The organism is Kineococcus radiotolerans SRS30216 = ATCC BAA-149, assembly GCF_000017305.1.
GTDB classification, from domain to species: Bacteria; Actinomycetota; Actinomycetes; order Actinomycetales; family Kineococcaceae; genus Kineococcus; species Kineococcus radiotolerans.
This window is the reverse complement of the sequence record NC_009664.2, coordinates 4,089,163-4,112,976: the sequence shown is the minus strand read 5'-3', so window position 1 is coordinate 4,112,976 and position 23,814 is coordinate 4,089,163. Positions and strand designations below refer to the sequence as shown.

General features: G+C 73.2%; 24 protein-coding genes. 15 read left to right on the top strand and 9 right to left on the bottom strand.

Annotated elements, in window-relative coordinates; all coding sequences use genetic code 11:
* Positions 1 to 25: 25 nt before the first annotated feature.
* The 3 genes from glgC to serB are packed head-to-tail and all read left to right on the top strand — an operon-like array spanning position 26 to position 3,369.
* Complete coding sequence (glgC, locus tag KRAD_RS19545) at positions 26 to 1,264, top strand: glucose-1-phosphate adenylyltransferase (RefSeq protein WP_041293563.1); 1,239 nt, start codon at positions 26 to 28, stop codon at positions 1,262 to 1,264.
* 32 nt (positions 1,265 to 1,296) lie between these two features.
* On the top strand, positions 1,297 to 2,100 hold the full coding sequence (locus KRAD_RS19540) for an LLM class F420-dependent oxidoreductase (RefSeq protein ID WP_012087388.1): 804 nt from the start codon (positions 1,297 to 1,299) through the stop codon (positions 2,098 to 2,100).
* Positions 2,101 to 2,136: 36 nt separating this feature from the next.
* The gene (gene serB / locus KRAD_RS19535) at positions 2,137 to 3,369 is read left to right on the top strand and encodes a phosphoserine phosphatase SerB (RefSeq protein ID WP_012087387.1); all 1,233 of its coding nucleotides are present in this window, start codon (positions 2,137 to 2,139) and stop codon (positions 3,367 to 3,369) included.
* A 101-nt stretch (positions 3,370 to 3,470) separates the two neighbouring features.
* Here the strand turns inward: serB and fabG are convergent, their stop codons facing one another.
* Positions 3,471 to 4,202: a 3-oxoacyl-ACP reductase FabG gene (gene fabG / locus KRAD_RS19530; protein ID WP_012087386.1), complete on the bottom strand. Its 732-nt coding sequence runs from the start codon at positions 4,200 to 4,202 to the stop codon at positions 3,471 to 3,473.
* A gap of 73 nt (positions 4,203 to 4,275) precedes the next feature.
* Between fabG and KRAD_RS19525 the strand changes: the two genes are divergently transcribed.
* The 4 genes from KRAD_RS19525 to KRAD_RS19510 all read left to right on the top strand — a co-directional run bounded on the left by KRAD_RS19525 (position 4,276) and on the right by KRAD_RS19510 (position 6,772).
* A complete protein-coding gene (locus KRAD_RS19525) occupies positions 4,276 to 4,617 on the top strand; it encodes a DUF3099 domain-containing protein (RefSeq protein ID WP_012087385.1) in 342 nt (113 codons plus the stop codon).
* A 137-nt stretch (positions 4,618 to 4,754) separates the two neighbouring features.
* Positions 4,755 to 4,967: a hypothetical protein gene (locus KRAD_RS19520; RefSeq protein ID WP_041293562.1), complete on the top strand. Its 213-nt coding sequence runs from the start codon at positions 4,755 to 4,757 to the stop codon at positions 4,965 to 4,967.
* Complete coding sequence (locus KRAD_RS19515) at positions 4,964 to 5,923, top strand: SURF1 family cytochrome oxidase biogenesis protein (RefSeq protein WP_012087383.1); 960 nt, start codon at positions 4,964 to 4,966, stop codon at positions 5,921 to 5,923. Before KRAD_RS19520 ends, KRAD_RS19515 begins: the two co-directional genes overlap by 4 nt.
* A 96-nt stretch (positions 5,924 to 6,019) precedes the next feature.
* Positions 6,020 to 6,772 (top strand): SDR family oxidoreductase, encoded by a 753-nt coding sequence (locus tag KRAD_RS19510; RefSeq protein WP_041292229.1) that lies wholly within the window; start codon positions 6,020 to 6,022, stop codon positions 6,770 to 6,772.
* A 27-nt stretch (positions 6,773 to 6,799) separates the two neighbouring features.
* On the opposite strand, the gene KRAD_RS19505 is transcribed toward KRAD_RS19510, so the two are convergent.
* A complete protein-coding gene (locus tag KRAD_RS19505) occupies positions 6,800 to 7,018 on the bottom strand; it encodes a helix-turn-helix domain-containing protein (protein ID WP_041293560.1) in 219 nt (72 codons plus the stop codon).
* Between the two features lie 190 nt (positions 7,019 to 7,208).
* A complete protein-coding gene (locus KRAD_RS19500) occupies positions 7,209 to 8,807 on the bottom strand; it encodes an ABC-F family ATP-binding cassette domain-containing protein (RefSeq protein ID WP_041292228.1) in 1,599 nt (532 codons plus the stop codon).
* Positions 8,808 to 8,895: 88 nt separating this feature from the next.
* Between KRAD_RS19500 and KRAD_RS19495 the strand changes: the two genes are divergently transcribed.
* The 3 genes from KRAD_RS19495 to KRAD_RS19485 are packed head-to-tail and all read left to right on the top strand — an operon-like array spanning position 8,896 to position 10,860.
* Positions 8,896 to 9,504, top strand: a complete 609-nt coding sequence (locus KRAD_RS19495; RefSeq protein ID WP_012087379.1) for a biotin transporter BioY — start codon at positions 8,896 to 8,898, stop codon at positions 9,502 to 9,504.
* 13 nt (positions 9,505 to 9,517) lie between these two features.
* Positions 9,518 to 10,207, top strand: a complete 690-nt coding sequence (locus KRAD_RS19490; protein ID WP_041292227.1) for an energy-coupling factor ABC transporter ATP-binding protein — start codon at positions 9,518 to 9,520, stop codon at positions 10,205 to 10,207.
* A complete protein-coding gene (locus KRAD_RS19485; protein WP_012087377.1) occupies positions 10,204 to 10,860 on the top strand; it encodes a CbiQ family ECF transporter T component in 657 nt (218 codons plus the stop codon). The genes KRAD_RS19490 and KRAD_RS19485 overlap by 4 nt, the downstream gene beginning before the upstream one ends.
* Positions 10,861 to 10,955: 95 nt before the next feature.
* On the opposite strand, the gene KRAD_RS19480 is transcribed toward KRAD_RS19485, so the two are convergent.
* The 5 genes from KRAD_RS19480 to KRAD_RS19460 are packed head-to-tail and all read right to left on the bottom strand — an operon-like array spanning position 10,956 to position 15,571.
* Positions 10,956 to 11,309, bottom strand: coding sequence for a metal-sulfur cluster assembly factor (locus KRAD_RS19480; protein ID WP_012087376.1), 354 nt, complete (start codon positions 11,307 to 11,309; stop codon positions 10,956 to 10,958).
* 31 nt (positions 11,310 to 11,340) lie between these two features.
* A complete protein-coding gene (gene sufC, locus KRAD_RS19475) occupies positions 11,341 to 12,099 on the bottom strand; it encodes a Fe-S cluster assembly ATPase SufC (protein WP_012087375.1) in 759 nt (252 codons plus the stop codon).
* Positions 12,100 to 13,332: a Fe-S cluster assembly protein SufD gene (gene sufD, locus KRAD_RS19470; protein ID WP_012087374.1), complete on the bottom strand. Its 1,233-nt coding sequence runs from the start codon at positions 13,330 to 13,332 to the stop codon at positions 12,100 to 12,102. It lies immediately after the preceding gene.
* Positions 13,332 to 14,711, bottom strand: coding sequence for a Fe-S cluster assembly protein SufB (sufB, locus tag KRAD_RS19465; RefSeq protein WP_041293558.1), 1,380 nt, complete (start codon positions 14,709 to 14,711; stop codon positions 13,332 to 13,334). Before sufB ends, sufD begins: the two co-directional genes overlap by 1 nt.
* Before the next feature lie 53 nt (positions 14,712 to 14,764).
* The gene (locus tag KRAD_RS19460) at positions 14,765 to 15,571 is read right to left on the bottom strand and encodes a helix-turn-helix transcriptional regulator (protein ID WP_221184070.1); all 807 of its coding nucleotides are present in this window, start codon (positions 15,569 to 15,571) and stop codon (positions 14,765 to 14,767) included.
* A gap of 127 nt (positions 15,572 to 15,698) precedes the next feature.
* Between KRAD_RS19460 and KRAD_RS19455 the strand changes: the two genes are divergently transcribed.
* The gene (locus KRAD_RS19455) at positions 15,699 to 16,661 is read left to right on the top strand and encodes an ABC transporter ATP-binding protein (RefSeq protein ID WP_238985773.1); all 963 of its coding nucleotides are present in this window, start codon (positions 15,699 to 15,701) and stop codon (positions 16,659 to 16,661) included.
* Positions 16,658 to 17,449 (top strand): ABC transporter permease, encoded by a 792-nt coding sequence (locus KRAD_RS19450; RefSeq protein ID WP_012087370.1) that lies wholly within the window; start codon positions 16,658 to 16,660, stop codon positions 17,447 to 17,449. Before KRAD_RS19455 ends, KRAD_RS19450 begins: the two co-directional genes overlap by 4 nt.
* 184 nt (positions 17,450 to 17,633) lie before the next feature.
* Here the strand turns inward: KRAD_RS19450 and KRAD_RS19445 are convergent, their stop codons facing one another.
* A complete protein-coding gene (locus KRAD_RS19445; RefSeq protein ID WP_012087369.1) occupies positions 17,634 to 18,653 on the bottom strand; it encodes a heme o synthase in 1,020 nt (339 codons plus the stop codon).
* 310 nt (positions 18,654 to 18,963) lie between these two features.
* Between KRAD_RS19445 and tkt the strand changes: the two genes are divergently transcribed.
* From tkt to zwf, 3 genes are all read left to right on the top strand, one after another.
* Positions 18,964 to 21,057, top strand: a complete 2,094-nt coding sequence (gene tkt / locus KRAD_RS19440) for a transketolase (RefSeq protein WP_012087368.1) — start codon at positions 18,964 to 18,966, stop codon at positions 21,055 to 21,057.
* A 94-nt stretch (positions 21,058 to 21,151) separates the two neighbouring features.
* Complete coding sequence (gene tal, locus KRAD_RS19435; RefSeq protein WP_012087367.1) at positions 21,152 to 22,273, top strand: transaldolase; 1,122 nt, start codon at positions 21,152 to 21,154, stop codon at positions 22,271 to 22,273.
* Entirely contained in the window at positions 22,270 to 23,811 is a 1,542-nt protein-coding gene (zwf, locus tag KRAD_RS19430; RefSeq protein WP_012087366.1) for a glucose-6-phosphate dehydrogenase, read from the top strand. The genes tal and zwf overlap by 4 nt, the downstream gene beginning before the upstream one ends.
* Positions 23,812 to 23,814: the final 3 nt, after the last annotated feature.

The window sequence follows — 23,814 nt, the reverse complement described above, 5'->3', positions numbered from 1 at the left end:
GGTAGCGGGGCCTATCGTGCCCCTCGTGGCCACACCGAACGTCCTCGCGATCGTCCTCGCCGGTGGGGAGGGCAAGCGGCTCATGCCGCTCACCGCCGACCGGGCCAAACCCGCCGTCCCGTTCGGGGGGACCTACCGCCTCATCGACTTCGCCCTGTCGAACCTCGTGAACGCGGGCTACCGCAAGGTCGTGGTCCTCACCCAGTACAAGTCGCACTCGCTGGACCGCCACATCTCCCAGGGCTGGCGGATGTCGAACCTCTTCGGCTCCTACATCGCCTCCGTGCCCGCCCAGCAGCGCGTGGGCCAGCGCTGGTACCTCGGCTCGGCCGACGCCATCTACCAGTCGCTCAACCTCGTCTCCGACGAGCGGCCCGACATCGTCGTCGTGGTCGGCGCCGACCACGTGTACCGCATGGACTTCTCGCAGATGGTCGACGCCCACATCGCCTCCGGCTCGCCCTGCTCGGTCGCCGCGATCCGCCAGCCCATCTCGCTGGCCGACCAGTTCGGCGTCATCCAGACCGCCCCGGGCTCGAACCGGATCGCGGAGTTCCTGGAGAAGCCGAAGGACCCCCAGGGCCTGGAGGACTCCCCCCACGAGGTGCTGGCCTCGATGGGCAACTACGTCTTCGACGCCGACGCGCTCGTCGACGCGGTGACCCGCGACTCCGAGAACGAGGGCTCCAAGCACGACATGGGCGGGGACATCGTCCCCGACTTCGTCTCCCGCGGGCAGGCCTCCGTCTACGACTTCAAGGACAACGAGGTCCCCGGCGCCACCGACCGCGACCGCGCCTACTGGCGCGACGTGGGGACGCTGGACTCCTACTTCGAGGCCCAGATGGACCTCATCTCGGTGCTGCCGGTGTTCAACCTCTACAACTACGAGTGGCCCATCATCACCGCCCAGGACTACTACCCGCCGGCGAAGTTCGTCCACGGCTGGCAGGGCACCTACGGGCACGCGGTGAACTCCATCGTCTCCCAGGGCACCGTCGTGTCCGGGGCGCTGGTGGAGAAGTCGGTGGTCTCCCCCAACGTCCGGCTCGACTCCTGGGCCCACGTCAGCGAGTCCGTCCTCATGGACGGGGTGCAGGTCGGGCGCCACGCCGTGGTGCAGCGGGCCATCGTCGACAAGTTCGTCACCGTGCCCGACGACGCGCGCATCGGGGTGGACCCGGAGGAGGACCGGGCCCGGGGTTTCCACGTCACCGACTCCGGCATCACCGTGGTCGGCAAGGGGCAGACGATCCCCACCTAGTCGTGCGGCCGGGCGCGATCTAGGGTCGGGGCATGACCGCAGATCCGCGCCCGGTGCGCATCGGCATCCAGATCCAGCCCCAGCACGCGCAGTACCCGGCGATCCGGGCCGCGGCCGCGCGCGCGGAGGAGATGGGCGCCGACATCGCCTTCAACTGGGACCACTTCTACCCCCTCTACGGCGACCCCGAGGGCCTGCACTTCGAGGCGTGGACGATGCTGGCGGCCTGGGCCGAGGCGACGTCGCGGATCGAGATCGGCGCCCTGGTGTCCTGCAACTCCTACCGCAACCCCGAGCTGCTGGCCGACATGGCCCGCACCGTGGACCACGTCTCGGCCCACGACACCGGCACCGGGCGGCTGGTCCTGGGCATCGGCTCGGGCTGGTTCGAGAAGGACTACGACGAGTACGGCTACGAGTTCGGCACCGCGGGCGGGCGGTTGAACAAGCTGCGCGACGACCTGCCGCGCATCGAGAGCCGGCTGGCGAAGCTCAACCCCGCACCCACCCGCCACATCCCGGTCCTCATCGGCGGCGGCGGGGAGCAGAAGACCCTGCGCATCGTGGCCAAGCACGCCGACATCTGGCACTCCTTCGGCGACGTGGAGACCTTCACCCGCAAGAGCGGGATCCTCGACGAGCGCTGCGCCGAGATCGGCCGCGACCCCCTGGAGATCGAGCGCTCGGTCGGCATCGAGCCGAAGGACGGGACGGAGACCGCCGACGCCCTGCACGCGGCCGGGGGCCGGCTGTTCACCGTCGGCGTCGGCGGACCCGACTACGACATGGGCTTCCTCGCCGACGTCATCGCCTGGCGCGACGCCAAGAACGCCTGACCGGGCGCGACGGGCACGCCCGGTAGGGTTCCGGGCGTGCCCGCCAGCGTGCTCGTGACCGTCACCGGACCCGACCGGCCCGGGGTGACGTCGGCGCTGTTCGCCGCCCTCGCCGCGACGGAGGGCCACGTCCTCGACGTGGAGCAGGTCGTGGTCGGCGGCATCCTCACGCTGTCGGCGCTGGTGACCGACCCGGTGCCCGGGGCGGTGGCGGCCGCCGTCGCCCCGGGCACGGTCGCGGGGTTGCAGGGCCTGGAGACCACCTGCACCGCACCCGAACCCGTGGTGAGCGCGGCGCGTCCCCGGCGGCTGCACGTCACCCTGCTGGGGGCTCCGCTGGTCCCCGCGGCCATCGCGCGCATCACCACCGTGCTGGCCCAGGCCGGCGCCAACGTCGACCGGATCCGGCGGATGTCGGCGCAGCCGGTGACCAGCGTCGAGCTCGACGTCTCCGCCCACGGCGGTCCCTCCGAGCTGACCGCGCTGCGCCGCACCCTGGCGGTGGAGGCCGGTCGCCACGGCCTGGACGCGGCGGTCTCCCCCGCGGGTCTGGCTCGGATGGGACGGCGCCTGGTGGTGATGGACGTGGACTCCACCCTCATCCAGCAGGAGGTCATCGAGCTCCTCGCCGCCCACGCCGGGCGCGAGGCCGAGGTGGCCGCCGTCACCGAGCGGGCGATGCGCGGGGAGATCGACTTCGCCGCGTCGCTGCGCCAGCGGGTGGCCTGCCTGGAGGGCCTGGACGTCTCCGTCGTCCAGGCCGTGCGCGAGGCGGTCGTCCTCACCCCCGGCGCCCGGACCCTGTGCCGGACCCTGCACCGGCTCGGGTTCACCCTGGCCCTGGTCTCGGGCGGGTTCCTGGAGGTCGTGGGCCCGCTGGCCGCCGAGCTGGGCATCGCCCACGTGCGGGCCAACCGGCTGCAGGTCGTGCACGGCACGTTCACCGGCCGGCTGCTGGGCCCCGTCGTGGACCGCGCCGCGAAGGCGGCGGCGCTGCGGGAGTTCGCCGCCGCGGAGGGGCTCCCGATGCACCGGACCGTCGCGATCGGCGACGGCGCCAACGACCTCGACATGATCGCCGCCGCCGGGCTGGGCATCGCCTTCAACGCCAAGCCCGTGGTGCGCGAGCAGGCCGACGCGGCGCTGAACGTCCCCTACCTCGACGCGGTGCTGCCCCTGCTGGGCATCACCCGCGACGACGTCGAGGAGGCCGACCTGCTGGACCAGGACCTGGGGGAACCCCCCGCGGGGGACCTCAGCCGCGGTTGAGCGCCCATGTCGAGACCGCGGCCAGGCCGAGGATGACCACGACCATCACCAGCCCGTAGAGGGCCAGCCGCCATCCCCCCGAGGGCGTGGGGTCGCCCACCTCAGTGCCCCATCCCGAGGCCACCGTCGACGGGCAGCACGGCGCCGTTGACGTACCCGGCGTCGGCGAGGAACAGCGCGGCCTGGGCGATGTCGGCGACCTCGCCGAAGCGCCCGGCGGGGATGCGGCCCTTGTAGTCGGCCGCGGTGGCCTCGGGCAGCTCGCGGGTCATGTCGGTGTCGATGAACCCCGGTGCGATGACGTTGGCGGTGATGCCGCGGCTGCCCAGCTCGCGGGCGATGGACCGGGCCAGGCCGATCATCCCCGCCTTGGAGGCGGCGTAGTTCGTCTGCCCGGGGGAGCCGTAGAGCCCGACGACGCTGGACATGAAGATGATGCGGCCCCGCTTGGCGCGGACCATGCCCCGCACCGCCCGGCGCGCCACCCGCCAGGCCCCGGCGAGGTTGGCGTCCAGGACGCTGTCGAACTCCTCGTCGCTCATCCGCATGAGCAGCTGGTCGCGGGTGGTGCCGGCGTTGGCGACGAGCACCTCGACCGGGCCCTGCTCGGCCTCCACCGCGGCGAAGGCGGCGTCGAGGGAGGCGGGGTCGGTGACGTCGGCGCGGACCCCGAAGAACCCCGCGGGCGGTTCCCCGGAGCGGTGGGTCACCGCGACCCGGTCACCGGCGTCGGCGAAGGCCCGGGCGACGGCGAGGCCGATGCCGCGGTTGCCGCCGGTCACCAGGACGCTGCGGGGGGTTCGTTCACTGACGGGGGCGTTCGGCTGGGACACGAGTGGCGAAGCTAACGCATCCGGGGGTGCCCTGCGACGGGTGGGGGCCCGGCATCGGACGTAGCGTGGATGCGTGCAGGACCAGGAACCCAACTACCGGATCACCGACGCTCCCACCTCCCTGACCGACGACCTCGGCGTGCGCTACCGCAAGTACGTCGTCTCCATGCTCGTCCGCACCGCCTGCTTCCTGTGCTTCGCCTTCATCGACCACTGGACGCGGTGGCTGTTCATCGGCGGGGCGATCTTCCTGCCCTACATCGCCGTCGTCCTGGCCAACGCCGGGCGGGAGTCGCGCGGACCGGCCCCGGACTCCTTCGTCGTGGCCCCGCAGGTGCCGCGTCCCCCCGTGCAGCTGCCGGCCATCGAGGCCAAGATCACCTCCGTGCACTCCCCGCGCGACGAGGCCCGCTGACCCCGCCCGCGGTCCGGGCGGCGGGTCCACCGCGGGTTGGTCCCCCGCTCGCGCGGTGCGAGACTGCGCGGGTGGAACCTGGTGAGTCCGGTACGCCGCCCCGCAGCACCGACCCCGCTCCCCCGCCGTCGCCGTCGCTGCACGAGCCCCCCTCCGACCTCGTCTGCAGCGCCCGCGGCTGCACCGGCGCCGCCGACTTCGGCCTGCAGTGGAACAACCCGAGCCTGCACACCCCGGAGCGCCGCAAGACGTGGCTCGCGTGCGCCGGGCACCGCGAGCACCTCTCGCAGTTCCTGGCGACCCGGGGCTTCCTGCGCGAGGTCGTCGAGGTGGGCCGGTCGCGCGCGTGAACGTCCTCCGCCTGCTGCGGGAGCCGCGGTGGGTCCGCGGGCTGACCCTCGCCCTGCTCGTGGCCCTGGTGTGCTGCGTGCTGGGCCGGTGGCAGTGGCACCGCCGCCAGGAGCGGCTGGCCGCCAACGCCCCGCTGACGCAGAACTACCACGCCGACGCCGTGGACCTGACCGAGGTGCTGCCCCGCGGCGCCGAGCTGGACGAGGACCGGGTGTGGACGCCGGTGCGCGTCGAGGGCACCTACGACGACGACGCGACGGTCCTGGTCCGCAACCGCCCCCGCGACGAGACCGCCGGTTACGACGTGCTGGTCCCCCTCGTGCTCGCCGACGGCACCGCGCTGCTGGTCGACCGCGGCTGGGTCCCGGCCGGCGGCAGCAGCGAACGGCCCGACGCGGTGCCAGCCGCGCCGGAGGGTCAGGTCACCGTGACCGCGCGCCTGCGCCGGTGGGAGGCCGACCGGCGGGGCACCGCCCCGGAGGGGCAGGTCGCCTCGATCGCCCGCGACGCGGTGACGGCGGCGGTGGCGGCGTCCTCCCCCGGGCCGGCGCCGGAGCTGCGCGACGGCTACGCCGTGCTGGCCGCGGAGGACCCCTCCCCGGCGAGCGCGCCCGCGCTGGCGGTGGAGCCGGCGGTGGACGAGGGCCCGCACCTGGCCTACACCGTGCAGTGGTTCGGGTTCGCGCTGACGGCGCTGGTGGTGTGGGTGGTGGCGGGGCGGCGCGAGCTGGAGGCGCGTCGCCAGGAGGAGGCCGGCGACCACGCCGGGGACCCCGCCGGGGACGCGACCCCCGCGGGGTCGCCCGGACCGGAGCTGGCGGTGACGCCTGGGCCCGTCCCGCACCCGCCCTCGGCGGTGCGGCCCGCTCGGGGCCGGTCGCGGCGAGCGGCCCGGTCGGGGGTCGACGAGGCGGCCGAGGACGCGGAGATGGACGCGGTGGACCACCGATCCTGAGGGCGGGACGGGATCGGACGGCGCCGCGGTGAGCCCGTTCGGGTCGCTGCGATCATGCTGTGTGTCTCAGCGGCCACTCTGCGCAACAATGAGCGCATGGACCTGGGCCTGAGTGACCGCGTGTACATCGTCTCCGGGGCCTCCACGGGCCTGGGGCTGGCGTGCGCGAGGGTGCTCGCCGACGAGGGCGCGCTCCTGGTTCTGCACGCCGGGGACGAGGACGAGCTCGCCGCGGTGATGCCGAGCATCGGTGACCGCAGCCGCCTGCTGCCCGTGCCTGGGGACATCTCCGCCCCCGGCACCGAGACCCGCCTGGTGGCCGCCGCCCACGCCCGCTTCGGCCGCCTCGACGGCGCGGTCGTCTCCTGCGGGACCCCGCCCTCCTCCACGGTCCTGGAGGCCGACGACGGCACCTGGCGCGAGGCCTTCGAGTCCAGCCTCCTCGGCCCGCTGCGCCTGGCCCGCTCGGTCGGCAAGGCGGCCACCGGGGAGGGGGCCTCGCTGGTCCTGCTGCTCTCCAGCACCGTGCGCAGCCCCGTGATGGACGCCGGCGTCGCCAACGGGCTGCGCCCCGGCCTGGCGATGGCGGCCAAGGCGCTGGCCGACGAGCTGGGGCCCCGGGGGGTGCGGATCAACAACCTGCTCGCCGGCCACGTCGACGCCAGTTCCCCGCTGGAGTTCGAGGACACCGACGACCTGGCCCCCGACGTGCTGGAGGACATCCCGCTGCGCCGGGCGGGACTGCCCGACGAGTTCGCCCGCGCGGCGGTGTTCCTGCTCTCCCCCGCGGCGTCCTACGTCACTGGCGCCTCGCTGACCGTGGACGGAGGCACCGACCGCTCGCTGTGAGCGGTCGGTGCCCCCGGCCGCGGACCCTCAGCCCTGCCGGGCCTTGCCCCGCGTGGCCCCGCCACGACTGCGCAGGGTCACGTCGTTCTCGCTGAGCAGGCGGTGCACGAAGCCGTAGGAACGTCCTGTCTCCTCGGCCAGTGCCCGGATGCTCTTGCCCTCCGCGTAGCCCTTCGACAGCTCGTCGGCGAGCTGTTCACGCTCCGCACCGCTCAACCGGGTTCCCCGCTTGATGGTCTCGGTCACCCCGACCTCCTCCACGTCGTCGTCGACCTCAGACCCCACCATGGTCACCACCCGGGGCCGTTGTGGCCAGTCGAACGGGGAGATCGTCGCCCGTCCACGGTCCCCGGGACCCGGTGCCGGGCGGGGAGCACGCGCGCCGACCCTCCCGTCCGGGCCCCGCGCGGGGCGGGGACGAGGGGTCGGCGTCCGGTCAGGCGAGGGAGACGAGCTCCTGGTAGCCGGCGTTCCAGAGGTCCTCGACCCCGTCGGGCAGCAGGACGACCCGCTCGGGCCCGAGCGCCTCGACGGCCCCCTCGTCGTGGGTGACCAGCACGACCGCGCCCTCGTAGTGCTTCAGGGCGTCCAGGATCTCCGCGCGCGAGGCCGGGTCGAGGTTGTTCGTCGGCTCGTCCAGGAGCAGCACGTTGGCGCTGGAGACGACCAGCGTCGCCAGCGCCAGCCGGGTCTTCTCCCCCCCGGAGAGGACCCCGGCGGGCTTGTCGACGTCGTCGCCGGAGAAGAGGAAGGAGCCCAGCACCGTGCGCACGCGGGTGTCGTCGAGGTCCGGGGAGGCCGAGCGCATGTTCTCCAGGACCGAGCGGTCGTGGTCGAGGGTCTCGTGCTCCTGGGCGTAGTAGCCGATCTTGACGCCGTGCCCGCCGATGATCTCGCCGGTGTCGGGCTGCTCGACCCCGCCCAGCATCCGCAGCAGGGTCGTCTTGCCCGCCCCGTTGAGACCGAGGATGACCACGCGGCTGCCGCGGTCGATGGCGAGGTCGACGGAGGTGAAGATCTCCAGCGAGCCGTAGGACTTCGACAGCCCCCGCGCAATCAGCGGGGTCTTGCCGCAGGGCGCGGGCTTGGGGAAGCGCAGCTTGGCGACCTTGTCCTGGACGCGGACGTCCTCCAGCTCGCCCAGGAGCCGCTCGGCGCGCTTGGCCATGTTCTGCGCGGCGACGGCCTTGGTGGCCTTGGCGCCCATCTTGGCGGCCTGGGCCAGCAGCGTGCCGGCCTTCTTCTCGGCGTTGGAGCGCTCGCGCACCCGGCGCTTCTCGTCGGTCTCGCGCTGCTTGAGGTAGTTCTTCCAGCCGACGTTGTAGAGGTCGATGGTCGCCCGGTTCGCGTCGAGGTGGAAGACGCGGTTGACGACGACCTCGAGCAGCTCCACGTCGTGGCTGATGACGATGAGCCCGCCGGCGTAGTTCTTCAGGTGCTCGCGCAGCCAGCTGATGGAGTCGGCGTCGAGGTGGTTGGTCGGCTCGTCCAGCAGCAGGGTCTCGCTGGCCGAGAACAGGATGCGGGCCAGCTCCACGCGGCGGCGCTGACCACCCGAGAGCGTCTTGAGCTGCTGGTCGAGGATGCGGTCGGGCAGGTTGAGGTTGGCGCAGATCCGGGCGGCCTCGCTCTCGGCGGTGTAGCCGCCGAGCGCGACGAAGCGCGCGTCGAGCTTGGTGTAGCGGTCCATGGCGCGGTCGCGGACCTTCTCGTCCTCGCTGGCCATGTCGACCTCGGCCTTGCGCAGCTTGGCGATGATCTCGTCCAGGCCGCGGGCGGCGAGGATCCGGTCGCGGGACAGCATCTCCGGGTCCCCGGCCCGGGGGTCCTGGGGCAGGTACCCGATCTCGCCCGAGCGGGTCACGGTGCCCGAGGCGGGCTGCCCCTCCCCGGCGAGGACCTTGGTCAGGGTGGTCTTCCCGGCGCCGTTGCGGCCCACCAGCCCGATGCGGTCCCCGGCGGCGACGCGGAAGTTCACGCCCTCCATGAGCAGGCGGGCTCCCGCACGCAGTTCGAGGTCGGACGCGACGATCACGGGGGCAGCTCTCAAGGGTCGGACGGGCGGGGGTCGTGCTGATTCTACGGCCCCCGGTACCGCGACCCCGTCCGCTAGGTTCTCGCGGGTGACCCCGTCCACCCGCCGCCGCCCGACGCCGCCGGCCGCCGGCCTGCGCCGCCCCGTCGAGCGCTCCGGCGACCTCGCCCTGGTCGCCGTCTTCGCCGCCCTGGTCTGCGCCCTGGCCCTCACCCCGGGGATCCCGATCGGGCTGCTGGCCATCCCCATCACCCTGCAGACGCTGGGGATCATGCTCTGCGGCGCGGTGCTCGGTCCCTGGCGCGGGGCCGCGGCCGCCGCCCTGTACCTCCTCGTGGGCCTGGCGGGGGTCCCCGTCTTCGCCGGCGGGGCCGCCGGGCTGGGGGTCCTGGCCGGACCCAGCGCGGGCTTCCTGCTGTCCTACCCGTTCGCGGCCCTCGTCGTCGGGTTCCTCGCGCGCGCCGGGGTCCGCCGCGGCCGGGGCGTGGCGGGGCTGGTCGCGGGGACGCTGCTCGGCGGGATCGGCGTCGTCTACGCCTTCGGCGTGCCGGGCATGGCCTGGGGCGGGGACCTGGACCTGGCCACCGCGGCGAAGCTCTGCCTGGGTTACCTGCCCGGCGACCTGGTCAAGGTCGTCCTCGCCGTGCTCGTCGCGGCCCCGGTGCACCGCGCGTTCCCGCGCCTGACCGCCCGCTGAGACCCGCCCGTCCGTGATCCGGCTCGAAGGGGTGCGCGTGCACGCGGGCCCGCGCCCGGTGCTGCACCGCCTCGACTTGGAGCTGGACCCGGCGACGGCCCCCCTCACCGCGCTCATCGGGCCCAACGGCTCGGGCAAGTCCACGCTGCTGCGGCTGCTGGACGGCCTGGTGCTGCCCGACGCCGGCCGGGTCACCGTCGACGGCCTCGACCCCGAGCGGCAGCTGAAGCAGCTGCGCCGCCACGTCGGCTTCGTCTTCACCGACCCCGACGCGCAGCTGGTGATGCCCACGGCCGTGGAGGACGTGGCCCTGTCGCTGCGCCGCAGCGACCTGCCCCGCCGCCGGCACGACGAGCGGGCCCGGGAGCTGCTGGCCGAGGCCGGGCTCGGCGAGCTGGCCGACCGCTCGGTGCGGGAGGCCTCCAGCGGGCAGCGTCAGCTCCTGGCGCTGACCTCTGTGCTGGCCACCGGGCCGCGGGTGCTGCTGTGCGACGAGCCCACCACCCTGCTGGACCTGCGCACGGCCCGCCGGGTGGGCGCGGTGCTGCGCGACCCGCCCGCGCCGGTGGGTCAGGTCCTCGTCGCCACCCACGACCTGGACCTCGCCGCCCGCGCCGACCGGGTGCTGTGGATCCAGGGAGGCCGGGTCCACGCCGACGGCGCGCCCGGGGACGTCATCGCCGCCTACCGGGCCCAGGCGTGAGACCGGGCGCGCGGCGCGGGCTGGGCGGGCCCCCACCCCTGCTGGGCATCGCCGAGCCCGGGACCTCCTGGCTGCACCGGACCCGGGCCGGGACGAAGCTCGCGGCCCTGGCCGCGCTGGGCACCCTCGTGGGGGTGCTGCGCCTGGGGGTCGCCGACGCCCCCGCGGCGGTCGCGCTGCTCGCCCTGGCCGCGCTGGTGGCGCTGCTGGCCCGCCTCGCCCGCCTCAGCCGCGGCCTGCTGGCCGCGCAGGTGCGCCGGGCGGGGTGGCTGCTCCTCGCCCTGGCGGTGGTCCAGGTGTGGACCGCCGGGCCGGTGCGCGCGCTCGGCAGCGTGACCGGGCTGCTCGTGTGCCTGTGGGCGGCGACGCTGGTCAGCGCCACCACCCCCGTCCCGGCGGTCCTGGCGGCCGTGGTCGTCGCCGCCCGGCCGCTGCGCCGGGTCGGGATCGACCCCGACCGGCTCGCTCTGGGGCTGACCCTGACGCTGACGAGCATCCCCGTCGTGGGGCGCCTGCTGGCGGAGTCGCGGGAGGCGGCCGCGGCGCGGGGTCTGGGCGGGGACCCTCGGGCCCTGCTGGTCCCCACCGTGGTGCGCACCGTGGCCCACGCCGAGGCCCTCGGGGAGGCCCTGGCCGCGCGGGGGCTGGACTGACCCGCCGGCGACGGGGGCCCGGTCGCCGGCGGCCCCGGGAAGCACGCGACCCCCCGGACCGGCTGGTCCAGGGGGTCGCGCGGTGGAGCTGCGGCTCAGACGTTGAACCCGAGCGCCCGCAACTGGTCGCGGCCGTCGTCGGTGATCTTCTCCGGGCCCCACGGCGGCATCCACACCCAGTTGATGCGGTGGTCGGCCACCACGTCGGTGAGGGCCTGAGCGGTCTGGTCCTCGATGACGTCGGTCAGCGGGCAGGCCGCGCTGGTCAGCGTCATGTCGATCGTCGCGACGTTGTCGTCGGAGACGGTCAACCCGTAGATGAGGCCCAGGTCGACGACGTTGATCCCGAGCTCGGGGTCGACGACGTCGCGCAGCGCCTCCTCGACGTCGGCGAGGGCCGCCGGCGTCGGGCCGCTCGCGGGAGCGGCGGGGGTCTCGGTCTCGCTCACCAGTGCCTCCTCAAGTCGGTCGGGTCTCGGGTCAGGCGGGGGCGAGGAAGCGGTCGTAACCGGATTCCTCGAGGGCGTCGGCCAGCTCGGGGCCACCCTGCTCGGCCACCCGGCCGTTGACGAACACGTGCACGAAGTCCGGCTTGATGTAGCGCAGGATCCGCGTGTAGTGGGTGATGAGCAGGACGCCGGGGTTGGCCGTCGACAGCGAGCGGTTGACGCCCTCGGAAACGATCTTGAGGGCGTCGACGTCGAGGCCGGAGTCGGTCTCGTCGAGGATCGCGATCTTGGGCTTGAGCAGCTCCATCTGGAGGATCTCGTGCCGCTTCTTCTCCCCGCCGGAGAAGTGCTCGTTGACGTTGCGCTCGGCGAAGGAGGAGTCCATCTTCAGGTCGTCCATCGCCTGCTTGACGTCCTTGACCCAGGTGCGCAGCTTCGGCGCCTCGCCGTCGATGGCGGTCTTGGCGGTGCGCAGGAAGTTCGACACCGTGACCCCGGGGACCTCCACGGGGTACTGCATGGCCAGGAACATCCCCGCGCGGGCGCGCTCGTCGACGCTCATCGCCAGGACGTCCTCACCGTCGAGGGTGACGGTGCCGCCGGTGACGGTGTACTTGGGGTGGCCGGCGATGGAGTAGGCCAGCGTCGACTTGCCGGAACCGTTGGGGCCCATGACGGCGTGGACCTCACCGGAGCGGATCGTGAGGTCGACCCCGCGCAGGATCTCCTTCACGGAGCCGTCGGCTTCGTCGACCGTCACGTGCAGGTCGCGGATCTCCAGGGTGGACATTCAGTTCTCCTCGGCAGGCGGGGTCTGGGCGAGCTGGGTCTCGATGGTCGTCATGAGTCGCTGGGAGATCTCGGGGATCCCGATCTTGTCGACGATGCTGGCGAAGAAGCCGCGCACCACCAGCCGGCGCGCCTCGTCCTCGGTGATGCCGCGCGACTGCAGGTAGAACAGCTGCTCGTCGTCGAAGCGGCCGGTGGCCGAGGCGTGACCGGCGCCGACGATCTCGCCGGTCTCGATCTCGAGGTTGGGCACGGAGTCCGCGCGCGCCCCGTCGGTGAGGACGAGGTTGCGGTTCAGCTCGTAGGTCTCGGTGCCCTCGGCGGTGGCGCGGATGAGCACGTCGCCGATCCACACCGCGTGCGCGCCCTCGCCCTGCAGCGCGCCCTTGTACTCGACGTAGCTCTTGCAGCTGACGGCCTCGTGGTCGACGAACTGGCGGTGCTCGCTGTGCTGGCCGGCTCCGGCGAAGTAGACGCCGAGCGCGGTCGCGCTGCCGCCGGGGGCGGCGTAGCCGATGTTCACCGAGACGCGGACGGCCTTGCCGCCCAGGGTGACGCCGATGTGGCGGACCTGGGCGTCGCGCCCGACCCGCACGTCGTGCTGGCCGACGTGGACGGCGTCGGCGTCCCACTCCTGCAGGGTGACGACCGTGAGGTCGGACCCGTCGCCGGCGCGCACCTCGACGTTGCCGCGGTGGGCGCCGCCGCCGACGTGGGACAGCACGACGAGGGCCTTGGCGTGGTGGCCGGTCTCGACGACGAGGTGGCCGGAGGTGGTGCGCCCGGCCTCCCCGCGGACCGTCACCAGCACGGGGGCCTCGAGCTCGGCCTCGGCGGGCACGCGGACCAGGTGCGCGACCCCGGTGGAGCTCCAGCCGGCGGCGGCGACCCGGTCGCCGGGCACGAACGCGGTGCCCGCGCCGACCTCGGCGAGGGTGCCGGTGCGGTGCTCGACGACGTCGGGCCCGCTGACCTCGACGACGGGCGAGTTGCCGGCCCCGGCCTCGGCGACCTCGAAGAGGGGGGCGAACTCGCGCAGCGGCGAGAACTTCCACTCCTCCTCCCGGCCGGTGGGCACCGCGAAGTCGGCGACGTCGAAGGACGTCAGCCGCTCGGCGCGGCTGGCCTCCGGGACGATCCCGGCGCCGTGGCTGTGGGCCCGGGCCGTGTTCGCCGGCGTCGTGGTCGTCGGGTCGGTGCCCGGGTCGGTGGTCGTCTCGTCGACGGCGGTCATCAGCCGACGGCCCCTTCCATCTGCAGCTCGATCAGGCGGTTCAGTTCCAGCGCGTACTCCATGGGCAGCTCCCGCGCGACGGGCTCGATGAACCCGCGCACGATCATCGCCATGGCCTCGTCCTCGGCCATGCCGCGGCTCATGAGGTAGAAGAGCTGGTCGTCGGAGACCTTCGAGACCGTGGCCTCGTGCCCCATGACGACGTCGTCCTCGCGGATGTCGTTGTAGGGGTAGGTGTCCGAGCGGGAGATGGTGTCGACCAGCAGCGCGTCGCAGCGCACCGTCGAGGCCGAGTGGTGGGCCCCCTCGAGCACCTGGATGAGGCCGCGGTAGGAGGTGCGGCCACCACCGCGGGCGATCGACTTGGAGACGATGGAGCTCGCGGTGTGCGGGGCGGCGTGGACCATCTTCGCGCCCGCGTCCTGGTGCTGGCCCTCGCCGGCCATGGCGATGGACAGCGTCTCGCCCTTGGCGTGCTCACCCATGAGGTAGATCGCCGGGTACTTCATCGTGACCTTGGAGCCGATGTTGCCGTCGACCCACTCCATCGTCGCGCCCTCGGCGGCCGTGGCGCGCTTGGTGACGAGGTTGTACACGTTGTTCGACCAGTTCTGGATGGTCGTGTAGCGCACGCGGGCGTTCTTCTTCACGACGATCTCCACGACCGCGGAGTGCAGCGAGTCGCTCTGGTAGATCGGCGCGGTGCAGCCCTCGACGTAGTGCACGTAGGAGCCCTCGTCGGCGATGATCAGCGTCCGCTCGAACTGGCCCATGTTCTCGGTGTTGATCCGGAAGTAGGCCTGCAGCGGGATGTCCACGTGGACGCCCTTGGGCACGTAGATGAACGAGCCGCCGGACCACACCGCGGTGTTGAGGGAGGCGAACTTGTTGTCGCCGACCGGGATGACGGTGCCGAAGTACTCCTTGAAGAGCTCCTCGTGCTCGCGCAGACCGGTGTCGGTGTCGACGAAGATGACGCCCTTCTCCTCCAGGTCCTCGCGGATCTGGTGGTAGACGACCTCGGACTCGTACTGGGCGGCGACCCCGGCGATGAGGCGCTGCTTCTCGGCCTCGGGGATGCCCAGGCGGTCGTAGGTCGCCTTGATGTCCTCGGGCAGCTCGTCCCAGCTCGTGGCTTGCTTCTCCGTGGAGCGCACGAAGTACTTGATGTTGTCGAAGTCGATGCCGCTGAGGTCCGAGCCCCAGTTCGGCATGGGCTTGCGCCCGAAGAGGCGCAGCGCCTTCAGGCGCAGGGCGAGCATCCACTCGGGCTCGTCCTTCAGCGCCGAGATGTTGCGCACGACCTCCTCGGACAGGCCGCGGCGGGCGGTGGAGCCGGCGAGGTCGGAGTCCGCCCAGCCGTACTGGTACTTGCCCATGCCCTCGAGCTCGGGCGGGCCCGCGGTGGTCTGGGTGTCGGAGACGGTGTCGGTCACAGTCGTCGTCCTTCCGTCGGCGTGTGGTCCCCCGTGGCGGGGGCCACGGTGCGGTCGTGCGGGTGGGGCTGGTCATCGGGGTGGTGCGGGGCGAGCTGGTCGAGCGGGATGAACGAGGTGCAGACGTGGTCGCCGTGGGCGAGGGTCGCCAGGCGCTGGACCCGGGTGCCGAGGACGCGCTCGAAGGTGCGCCGCTCGGCCTCGCACAGCTGGGGGAAGGCCTCGGCCACCCGTTGCACGGGGCAGTGCCCCTGGCACAACTGGAGCCCCTCCATCGCTGTTCCCCGGCCCGCGGGCCGGGCGCTGGCGGAGTACCCCTGCGCCGCGAGGGCCGCCACCAGGGCCTGCACCCGCTCGGCCGGGGACCCCTGCAGCCCCGCGAGGGACTGCTCCAGGGCGGCGAAGCGCCGCTGGGCGAAGTCCTCGACGGCCGCGGGGCCCTGCACCTCGGCCAGGTAGGCCAGGGCGGAGAGCGCGAGGTCGTCGTAGCCGGCCGGCAGGGCGTCGTGGCCGGCGGAGCCGACCACGTACTCCTTGGCGGGGCGGCCGCGGCCGCGGCGCTGCCCGGGGCTCGGTTCGCGCAGCTCGAGCACCCCCTCGGCGACCATGGCGTCGAGGTGGCGGCGGACCGCGGCGACGGTGAGGCCGAGCAGCCCGGCGATGCGGGTGGCGTGGACGGGACCGAACTCGGCGACGGCGGAACGCACCCGCGTCCGGGTGCGCGCGTCGTCCGCGCCACCACCCGGCGGGCTGCTCGTCGGGCCCCCGACTAAGGGTGGCCTCACCATTTCCACAACATCCATGTTACCTAATTGCCGCTCGCGTTCCCACCCGCCCCCGACGTGATCCCGCCCACCCGGTCCCGTCCCCCCGCCGCGGGGCGGGCGCGTGGTGCCGGGGCTACTACCCGGGCTCGTAGACTCGACCCTCGTGGCGATCGGCTCCCCCTCACCCGCGGCCCTGCCCGGCGTCCGCACCGACGCGGCCGTCGAGGTGACGGACCTGCGCAAGGCCTACGGCGGCGGTCCCACCGTGCTCGACGGGTTGTCCTTCCGGGCCGAGCGCGGGCGGGTGACCGCGCTGCTGGGCCCCAACGGAGCCGGCAAGACCACGACCGTCGGGATCTGCGAGGGGCTGCGGCGCCCGGACTCCGGCACCGTGCGCGTGCTGGGCCTGGACCCCGTGGCCGACGCGGCCCGGCTGCGGCCCCGGGTCGGGGTGATGCTGCAGGACGGCGGCCTGCCCAGCGGGGTCGGCGCGCTGGAGGCGCTGCGCCACCTCGCCGGCCTGCACACCCACCCCCTCAACGTCGACGCGCTGGCCGAGCGCCTCGGGCTGACCTCCTTCGCCCGCACCCGGGTCCGCCGCCTCTCCGGTGGCCAGCGCCAGCGCCTGGCCACGGCCTGCGCGCTGGTCGGGCGCCCGGAGCTGGTGTTCCTCGACGAGCCCAGCGCCGGGCTGGACCCGCAGGCGCGGCTGGCGGTGTGGGACGTCGTGCGCGAGGTCCGCGCCGCCGGGGTCGCCGTCGTCCTCACGACCCACCTCATGGAGGAGGCCGAGCGCCTCGCCGACGAGGTCGTCGTCGTCGACCACGGCCGCGTCGTGGCCACCGGCTCCCCCGACGCGCTCACCCGCGGCCCGGCGTCGCTGACCTTCCGCTCCCGCCCGGCCCTGGACACGCGGTCCCTGGCCCGGGCGCTGCCGGTGGGCGCCGAGGTCGCCGAGGCCGAACCCGGGCGCTACCTGGTCAGCGGCATCGAGGTGGACCCGCGCGTGGTGGCCACCGTCACCAACTGGTGCGCCTCCCACGACGTCCTCGCCGAGGGCGTCGGGCCGGTGCGCCGCACGCTCGAGGACGTCTTCCTCGACCTGACCGGGAGGACCCTGCGATGACGAGCACACCCCCCGCCCCGAGCCCGGCGGGGACCCCGCGCGCGCTGGACTTCACCCCCGCCGGCACCGCGACGCCCTGGGCGCGGCGGGTGCTGCGCCAGGCCGGCTTCGAGACGCGGGTGGCCCTGCGCAACGGCGAGCAGCTGCTGCTGACCGTGCTGCTGCCCGCCCTGGTGCTCGTCGGGGTCACCCGCGTGACCTCCCTGGACCTGGGTCCCGGGAACCGCCCCGCGCTCGCCCTGGGCGGGGTCGTGGCCCTGGCCGTGGTCTCCACCGCCTTCACCGGGCAGGCCATCGGCACCGGGTTCGACCGCCGCAACGGCGTCCTGCGCCTGCTGGCCACCAGCCCGCTGGCCCGCTCGGGCCTGCTCGTGGGCAAGGTCCTCTCGGTGCTGGCCGTCGTCGTCGTGCAGGTCGTCCTGCTCGGGGCGATCGCGCTGTTCCTGGGCTGGTCCCCCGACGCCGCGACCCTGCTGGCGGCGCTGCCCGCCGTCCTGCTGGGCGTGGCGGCGTTCACGTCCCTGGGCCTGCTGCTGGCCGGCACCGTGCGCGCCGAGGGCACCCTCGCCGTGGCCAACTTCGTCTGGGTCCTGCTGCTCGCCGGCGGCGGGCTCGTGCTGCCCTCCCCCCTGGGCGTCGTCGCCGACGTCCTGCCCTCCGGAGCGCTGGGGACCGCCGTGCGCGAGGCCCTGGCCACCGGCACCGTCGCCGTCGTCCCGCTGCTCGTGCTCGCCGCCTGGGCCGTGGCCGCGGGCCTGGCCTGCGCCCGCTGGTTCCGCTGGGACTGAGCCACCCCGGTCCTCACCGCGTCGAGGACGCGGGGTGAGGTCGGGGGCGGGCCCGGGAGGGCGTCGTCGGACGTCCCCGGAGCCCGTGGCCGACGCACCCGGGCCGGGAACGCGGGAAGCCGCCGCGGACGCAGTGTCCGACGACGGCTTCCCGCAACCGCCCGGGCGTGAACCCGGGCGGAGCTCAGAACGGCCAGCCCACCCGCACGAACGGGTCCACCGCCACGGCGGCGGACAGCAGCGTCAGGTACGTGATGGAGCCGTGGAAGACCCCCATGGGGGAGATCCGCTTGAGCTGCTCCAGCGTCCCGGCGTCGCGCCCGCCGGTCTCGACCTCGAAGCGCGTGGCCCGGCGGTGCAACCCGATCGTCTGCACCAGGAACCCGATCCCGAGGACCAGCGCCGCGGCGCCGTAGACCACCCCGGCGCCGCCGAGGGGGACCAGCAGCAGCGAGCAGAGGACCATCGCGATCGTGTAGAGGACGATCTGGCGCGACACCGTCGTGGGCTTGGCCACGACGGGGAGCATCGGCACCCCCGCGTTGGCGTAGTCCTCGCGGTAGCGCACCGACAGCGGCCAGTAGTGCGGCGGGGTCCAGAGGAAGATCACCCCGAAGAGCACGAACGGCGCCCAGTCCAGCGAGTCGCGCACGGCGGTCCAGCCGATGAGGACCTGCATGCAGCCGGCCACCCCGCCCCAGACGATGTTCTGGGACGTCCGCCGCTTGAGCAGCAGCGTGTAGCCCACGACGTAGAGCAGGATCGCGCCGAGGGCCAGGGCCGCCGAGAGGACGTTGACGAACGCCACGAAGATCGCCGTGGAGGCGATCCCCAGGACGGTCGCGAAGACCAGCGCCTGGCGCGGGGAGACCTCCCCGGTGACCAGCGGGCGGTTCTCGGTGCGCTTCATCAGCGCGTCGATGTCGCGGTCGAAGTAGCAGTTCAAGGTGTTGGCGCAGCCCGCGGCCAGCGCCCCCCCGACGAAGGTCGTGAGGATGAGCCACCCGGAGGGCAGCCCGCCGGCGGCGAAGAGCATGACCGGGATGGTGGTGATGAGCAGCAGCTCGACGATGCGCGGCTTGGTGAGCGCGACGTAGGCGGCCGCCCGGGGGAAGCGCGGAGGACGCCCTCCGCGTCGTCGGCCCAGCAGGCTGGTCCGGGAGTGCGCGGGGGCGTCGGTCAGACGCGGGTCGGCGACGGTCACAGTGTCCTCAGGGCGAGGTGACGACGGGCAGGTACGAGCTTACGCCGCTGCTACGCAGTGTCGTACGCGGGCGCGCGCCACCCTCAGGAACTGCGGCTCCGCACCCTGCGAGTAGGCTCGACCGCAGTGATCCGTCACACACCGCGTCACGCGGTGGGCTCGGCGGCGGATCCGACGACGACGAGACGCCTCGGGACGTCGGGCCGCATGGCGGTCACGACGCACGACGGAGACAGAGAGCGGACCACGGCCGGTCCCCCACCGCCACCCCGGCGCTGGTCGGTCAGCTGGTTCGCACGGGAGGAGACACGTGAGCCAGCCCAGCCTCGAGTGGAGCGACTTGGACCAGAGGACGGTCGACACCGCCCGCGTCCTCGCGATGGACGCGGTGCAGCGCGCCGGCAACGGTCACCCGGGTACGGCCATGAGCCTCGCCCCGGTGGCCACCCTGCTGTTCCAGAAGGTCCTGCGGCACGACCCCGCCGACCCGGACTGGGTCGGTCGCGACCGGTTCGTGCTGTCCTGCGGGCACTCCAGCCTGACGCTGTACAACCAGCTCTACCTGTCCGGCTACGGCCTGGAGCTCGACGACCTCAAGGCGCTGCGCAAGTGGGGTTCGAAGACCCCCGGCCACCCCGAGCACGGGCACACCGCCGGCGTCGAGATGACCACCGGCCCACTGGGCCAGGGGCTGTCCTCCGCGGTCGGCATGGCCATGGCCGCCCGCCGCGAGCGCGGTCTGTTCGACCCCGAGGCCGCCCCGGGCACCAGCCCGTTCGACCACCACGTCTACGTGCTGTGCTCCGACGGCGACATCGAGGAGGGCGTGACCTCCGAGGCCTCCGCCATCGCCGGGGTCCAGGAGCTGGGCAACCTGGTCGTCATCTACGACCAGAACCACATCTCCATCGAGGACGACACCGCGATCGCCCTGGGCGAGGACACCGGCAAGCGCTACGAGTCCTACGGCTGGCACGTCCAGACCATCGACTGGACCAACGGCGGCGAGGGCCCCTACACCGAGGACCTCGCCGGCCTGCACGCCGCGATCGAGGCGGCCAAGGCCGAGACGGGCAAGCCCTCGATCATCGTGCTGCGCACGATCATCGCCTACCCCGCGCCGAACCTGCAGAACACCGGCAAGTCGCACGGCTCCGCCCTGGGCGAGGCCGAGGTCAAGGCCACCAAGGAGGTCCTCGGCTTCGACCCCGAGAAGACCTTCGAGGTCTCCGACGAGGTCATCGGCTTCGCCCGCCAGGTCCGCGAGCGCGGCAAGACGGCCCACGAGGCCTGGCAGCGCGAGTTCGACGCCTGGCGCGAGGGCGCCGGCGAGCGCGCGGAGCTCTTCGACCGCATGCGCACCCGCACCCTGCCCGCCGGCTGGGAGCAGTCGCTGCCGGTCTTCGAGCCCGGCAAGGCCATGGCCTCGCGCAAGGCCTCCGGTCAGGTCCTCAACGCCATCGCCTCCTCCCTGCCGGAGCTGTGGGGCGGTTCGGCCGACCTGGCCGAGTCCAACCTCACCTCGCTGAAGGGCGAGCCGTCCTTCCTGCCGCCGAGCCGCACCACGAAGACCTGGGACGGCAACGTCTACGGCCGCGTGCTGCACTTCGGCATCCGCGAGCACGCGATGGGCTCGATCCTCAACGGCATCGCGCTGCACGGCGGGACCCGCCCCTACGGCGGCACGTTCCTCGTCTTCAGCGACTACATGCGTCCCGCGGTGCGCCTGGCCTCGATCATGCGGCTGCCGGTGACCTACGTGTGGACCCACGACTCCATCGGCCTGGGCGAGGACGGCCCGACCCACCAGCCGATCGAGCACCTCGCCTCGCTGCGCGCCATCCCCGGCTTCGACGTGGTGCGCCCCGGCGACGCCAACGAGACCGCGTGGGCGTGGAAGACGATCCTGGAGACGACCGACCGGCCCGCCGGCCTGGCCCTCTCCCGCCAGGACCTGCCGACCTTCGACCGCTCCCAGCCGGGCTGGGGCGCGGCCGACGGCGTCGCCAAGGGCGCCTACGTCCTCGTCGAGGCCTCCACCGCCAACCCGGAGGTCATCCTCATCGGCACCGGGTCCGAGGTGCAGATCGCCGTGGCCGCCCGCGAGAAGCTCGAGGCCGAGGGCATCCCCACCCGCGTCGTCTCCATGCCGTGCCGCGAGTGGTTCGACGCCCAGCCGCAGTCCTACCGCGACACCGTCCTCATCCCCGGGGTGAAGGCGCGCGTGGCCGTCGAGGCCGGCATCGCCCAGGGCTGGCACGACCTGACCGGCGACGCCGGGCGCGTCGTGGGCATCGAGCACTTCGGCGCCTCGGCCGACTACCAGGACCTCTACCGCGAGTTCGGCATGACCGACACCGCGGTCGTCACCGCGGCCAAGGAATCCCTCGCCGGTCTGCAGTGACCTCGTCCCGGGGGCCGCGACCAGCGGCCCCCGGGGTTCTGCGGGCGCCGTCCCGGCGCCCACCCATCCCGTGGACGAAGGAACGGAGCACCTCATGAGCAACAACCTCGAGACCCTGCACCAGCACGGCGTGTCGGTCTGGCTGGACGACCTCTCCCGCGAGCTGACCGACGGCGGGGAGCTCCAGCGCCTGGTGGACGCCGGCGTGCTCGGCGTCACCTCCAACCCGACGATCTTCGCGACCGCCCTCAGCAAGGGCGACCGCTACACCGACCAGGTGAAGGAGCTCGTCGGCAAGGGCGTGGACACCGAGGAAGCGGTGTTCCACATCACCACCGAGGACGTCCGCCGCGCCTGCGACGTCCTCAAGCCCGTCTTCGACCGCACCGACGGCATCGACGGCCGCGTCTCCCTCGAGGTCGACCCGCGCCAGGCCCGCGACACCGCGGCGACCGAGGCGTCGGCGCGCCGGCTGTGGGAGGCCGTCGGCCGGGAGAACCTGCACATCAAGATCCCCGCGACGGTCGAGGGCCTGCCGGCCATCACGACCGCGCTGAGCGAGGGCATCAGCGTCAACGTCACGCTGATCTTCTCCCTGGACCGCTACCGGGCCGTCATGCAGGCCTTCCTCACCGGTCTGGAGCAGGCCAAGCAGAACGGCCACGACATCTCCAAGATCCACTCCGTGGCGTCCTTCTTCGTCTCCCGCGTGGACACCGAGGTCGACCGCCGCCTCGGGGAGATCGGCACCGACGAGGCGAACGCGCTGCGCTCGAAGGCCGGGCTGGCCAACGCGCGCCTGGCCTACCAGGCCTACGAGGAGGTCTTCTCGACCCCGCGCTGGCAGGTCCTCAAGGAGGCCGGCGCCCACGCGCAGCGTCCGCTGTGGGCCTCCACCGGCGTCAAGGACCCGAACCTGCCCGACACCCTCTACGTCACCGGCCTCGTCGCGGAGAACACCGTGAACACGATGCCCGGCAAGACCCTGGACGCCACGATCGACCACGGCGAGGTCACCGGGGACACCATCCGCGGCTCCTACGGCGAGTCCCAGAGCGTCCTGGACGACCTCGAGCGCCTCGGCATCTCCTACACCGAGGTCGTCGAGCTGCTCGAGACCGAGGGCCTGGACAAATTCGAGAAGAGCTGGACCGAGCTCCTGCAGACCGTCACCGACGAGCTGGAGCGTGTGAAGACGCAGGTCGAGGCGCAGTGAGCCCCGCGCGGGTCACCCCGGCCGAGAACCCGCTGCGCGATCCGCGGGACCGGCGGCTCCCGCGGATCGCCGGGCCGTGCGGCATGGTGATGTTCGGCGTGACCGGGGACCTGGCGCGCAAGAAGCTCATGCCGGCCATCTACGACCTGGCCAACCGCGGGCTGCTCCCCCCGGGCTTCGCCCTGACGGGCTTCGCCCGCCGGGACTGGGTGGACCAGGACTTCGGCAAGATCGTCTACGACTCCGTGCGCCAGCACGCCCGCACCCCGTTCCGGGAGTCGGTCTGGGCCCAGCTGGCCGAGGGCTTCCGGTTCGTCCCCGGTGAGTTCGACGACGACGAGGCGTTCGACCAGCTCGCCGCCACCGTCGCCGACCTCGACCGGGTCCGCGGCACCGGCGGCAACCACGCGTTCTACATGTCGATCCCGCCGAAGTTCTTCCCCGTGGTGGCCAAGCAGCTCGCGCGCAGCGGGCTCAGCGCCCAGCACGGGGACCAGTGGCGCCGCGTCGTCATCGAGAAGCCCTTCGGCCGGGACCTGAAGTCGGCGCGCGAGCTCAACGCCGTCGTCGAGGACGTGTTCCCCCCGGACTCGGTGTTCCGCATCGACCACTACCTGGGCAAGGAGACGGTCCAGAACATCCTGGCGCTGCGCTTCGCCAACCAGATGTTCGAGCCGCTGTGGAACGCCAACCACGTGGACCACGTGCAGATCACCATGGCCGAGGACATCGGCATCGGTGGCCGCGCCGGCTACTACGACGGCATCGGCGCGGCGCGCGACGTCATCCAGAACCACCTGCTGCAGCTGCTGGCCCTGACCGCGATGGAGGAACCGGTCTCCTTCGAGGCCGCGGACCTGCGCGCGGAGAAGGCCAAGGTCCTCTCCGCGGTGCGGCCGCTGAAGGACCTCGCCCGGTCCACCGCCCGCGGGCAGTACGCCTCCGGGTGGCAGGGGTCCGAGCAGGTCAAGGGCTACCTCGACGAGGACGGCATCCCCGCCTCGTCGACGACCGAGACGTTCGCGGCCATCGAGCTGGAGATCGACACCCGCCGCTGGGCGGGGGTCCCGTTCTACCTGCGCGCCGGCAAGCGCCTGGGGCGGCGGGTCACCGAGATCGCCGTCGTGTTCAAGCGGGCCCCGCACCTGCCCTTCGAGCTGACCGCCACGGAGGAGCTGGGGCAGAACGCCCTGGTCATCCGCGTCCAGCCCGACGAGGGCATCACCATGCGGTTCGGTTCCAAGGTCCCCGGCACCGCGATGGAGGTGCGCGACGTGACCATGGACTTCGGCTACGGCCACGCCTTCACCGAGTCCAGCCCGGAGGCCTACGAGCGGCTGATCCTGGACGTCCTGCTGGGCGACCCGCCGCTGTTCCCCCGCCACGAGGAGGTGGAGCTGTCGTGGAAGATCCTCGACCCCATCACCGCCTTCTGGGCCAAGAACGGCAAGCCGGAGCCCTACGCGTCGGGCACCTGGGGTCCCCCGTCCGCGCACGCGATGCTCGAACGGACCGGCCGGCAGTGGCGGCGACCGTGAGCC

Bases quoted from the DNA above. Each gene is read 5' to 3' on its own strand.
- KRAD_RS19540 (WP_012087388.1), top strand. From the start codon at position 1,297: ATGACCGCAGATCCGCGCCCGGTGCGCATCGGCATCCAGATCCAGCCC.
- KRAD_RS19510 (WP_041292229.1), top strand. From the start codon at position 6,020: ATGGACCTGGGCCTGAGTGACCGCGTGTACATCGTCTCCGGGGCCTCC.
- sufC (WP_012087375.1), bottom strand. From the start codon at position 12,099: ATGTCCACCCTGGAGATCCGCGACCTGCACGTGACGGTCGACGAAGCC.
- sufD (WP_012087374.1), bottom strand. From the start codon at position 13,332: ATGACCGCCGTCGACGAGACGACCACCGACCCGGGCACCGACCCGACG.
- sufB (WP_041293558.1), bottom strand. From the start codon at position 14,711: ATGGGCAAGTACCAGTACGGCTGGGCGGACTCCGACCTCGCCGGCTCC.
- KRAD_RS19460 (WP_221184070.1), bottom strand. From the start codon at position 15,571: ATGGATGTTGTGGAAATGGTGAGGCCACCCTTAGTCGGGGGCCCGACG.
- KRAD_RS19450 (WP_012087370.1), top strand. From the start codon at position 16,658: ATGACGAGCACACCCCCCGCCCCGAGCCCGGCGGGGACCCCGCGCGCG.
- tal (WP_012087367.1), top strand. From the start codon at position 21,152: ATGAGCAACAACCTCGAGACCCTGCACCAGCACGGCGTGTCGGTCTGG.